This is a genomic window from Vibrio neptunius (genome assembly GCF_000967495.1).
GTDB classification, from domain to species: Bacteria; Pseudomonadota; Gammaproteobacteria; order Enterobacterales; family Vibrionaceae; genus Vibrio; species Vibrio neptunius.
Genome location: NZ_JXXU01000078.1, coordinates 1 through 1,205 on the forward strand (window position 1 = coordinate 1; position 1,205 = coordinate 1,205).

Below are 1,205 nucleotides of genomic sequence, written 5' to 3' on the forward strand. Positions count from 1 at the left end.
TTGTAACCCTCCCTGTTTTAGTGGCACTCTAAATTAGAGTTATTCCTACTTTCATGTCTTGCTAAATACTCCCAAGGAGTCAGATCATCGAGTGAGTCATGAGGGCGTTCATCGTTGTATTCCTTCATCCATTTTTCTGTCAGATCTCGGACTTCGCTCAGGGTTTTGAACACGTACATGTTGAGTATTTCTGTCCGGTAAGTTCGGTTAAATCGCTCTATATAAGAATTCTCTGTTGGTTTGCCTGGACGAATAAACTCCAGTTCAACTGCGTTATCTTCAGCCCACTCAACCAGAGTGGTTGAGATAAATTCGGGACCATTATCCATGCGCAGCTTACTGGGGAACCCTCGCCAGGCAATAATGCGATCTAGCACCCTTATAACGCGTGGTGCTGGCAGGTTTAAATCCACTTCAATCGCTAACACCTCACGGTTAAAATCGTCCACGACATTGAACGTACGAAAGCGCCTGCCACAGAGCAATGCGTCACTCATGAAGTCGATAGACCAGCAACGGTTTATCGACTCTGGGCATACCAGTGGCGCTGGATTTCGTTTAGGTAGGCACTTTTTGCCCTTGCGCCGTAGGTTTAGCTTGAGCGAACAGTACACTCGATGGACTCGTTTATGATTCCATCGGTGTCCCCAGCGCCTAAGTACTTTAAATAATTTACCAAAACCGTATGCAGGGTACCGCTCTGCTGCCTCTTGCAATTTCGCGACAACCTCATCATCTCAGTGAGGGTCTGGTCGGTAACGATAAACTGTGTCACTAATGCCAACTGCGCGGCAGACCATTCGCAAACTGACCTGATAGTGTTTGCGAGCGTAATCGACAAGCTCGCGCTTAACCGCTGGCCTTACAGCTTTTTTTCCAGAATATCTTTAACGATACGGTGCTCAAGGCTGAGGTCGGCAAACATTTGCTTGAGCCTCCGGTTCTCACCCTCGAGCTCTTTGAGCCGTTTAACATCTGACGCTTCCATACCGCCATACTTGGACTTCCAGTTGTAGTATGTCGCATCAGAGATGCCATATTCACGACAGACTTCGTTAACTTTTCGGCCTGCTTCGACTTCCTTCAGGATCTTTGCGATTTGCGTTTCTGTGTAGCGTGATTTTTTCATCATGCGTTCTCCGTTTGTTTCAGTGTAAACGGAAAAACTCTAATTGCTAATGACCAACTTTTTGGGGAGGGTTACA

Annotated in this window: 1 pseudogene; it reads right to left on the reverse strand. The window is 46.8% G+C overall.

From position 1 onward, the window contains the following. Positions 1-17: 17 nt before the first annotated feature. Positions 18-1,129: pseudogene (locus TW84_RS24215) on the reverse strand (IS3 family transposase). Between the last annotated feature and the right edge of the window lie 76 nt (positions 1,130-1,205).